This is a genomic window from Mesorhizobium sp. M7D.F.Ca.US.004.01.2.1 (assembly GCF_003997785.1).
Taxonomy (GTDB): Bacteria; Pseudomonadota; Alphaproteobacteria; order Rhizobiales; family Rhizobiaceae; genus Mesorhizobium; species Mesorhizobium loti.
This window is the reverse complement of record NZ_RZRQ01000702.1, coordinates 1-882: the sequence shown is the minus strand read 5'-3', so window position 1 is coordinate 882 and position 882 is coordinate 1. Positions and strand designations below refer to the sequence as shown.

Sequence of the window (882 nt, the reverse complement as noted above, 5' to 3'; positions counted from 1 at the left end):
TTCCTCGGTCAGCCGCACCATCGAGGTGCGGCGATCGCCATTGCGCCGCGCGCGGGCGACAAGTCCTTCCGAAACCAGCCGGTCGACGATGCCGGTGACATTGCCGTTGGACACCAGCAGGAATCGCGACAGGTCGCTCATCAGCATGCCTTCCGGCACCCGATAAAGGGCTGCCATCACATCGAAGCGCGGCAGCGTCGTGTTGAAGTCCTTCTTCAGGCGCTCGCGCAGCTCGGCCTCGATCGTACGCGAGGCGCGCAGCAGCCTGATCCACAGCCTCAAGCGGTCCTTGCCGGGTCCCGACGGCGCGGGCAGGGGGCCGGCTACCATGTTTCGCCTCCTGAGATGGAAATCGCCTGTCCGGTGATCGATTGGGCGGCGTCGCCACACAGCCACAGCACGGCTGCGGCAACCTCTTGCGGCTGGATGAATCGGCCTTGCGGATTGGTCGAGGCAAGGCTCGACCGTGCCTGCTCGACCGAGCGGCCGGTCTTCTCGATGATGCGCTGGATGGACTCTTCCAGCATTTCGGTTTCGACAAAGCCCGGGCATACGGCGTTGACGGTGACGCCCGATTTGACCGTTTCGGCGGCAAGAGCCCGCATCAGGCCAACGACGCCATGCTTGGCGGCGACGTAAGGCGCGACATAGGCGTAGCCTTTCAGCCCTGCCGTCGAAGCGATGAAGACGATCCGCCCCGTCTTGCGAACGGCCATGCCGGCCAACGCCGGCTTAACCGTCAGGAAAGCTCCGGTCAAATTGACGTCGAGTATCCGCTGCCAGTCGGCAAGGGTGGTCTTGTGCGCCGGCGTGCTGCCGGCCATGCCGGCATTGGCGACGACGATGTCGAATGGCCCGCGCGCGGCTTGCGCCCTCTCGTAA

General features: G+C 65.0%; 2 protein-coding genes. Both read right to left on the bottom strand.

Features of this window, described 5'->3' with window-relative positions:
• On the bottom strand, positions 1–330 hold a 330-nt coding region (locus EN993_RS36295), incomplete at its 3' end, for a MarR family transcriptional regulator (protein ID WP_127266279.1).
• The coding region (locus EN993_RS36290; protein WP_164758080.1) for an SDR family NAD(P)-dependent oxidoreductase at positions 324–882 on the bottom strand (559 nt) is incomplete at its 5' end. The genes EN993_RS36295 and EN993_RS36290, both read right to left, overlap by 7 nt.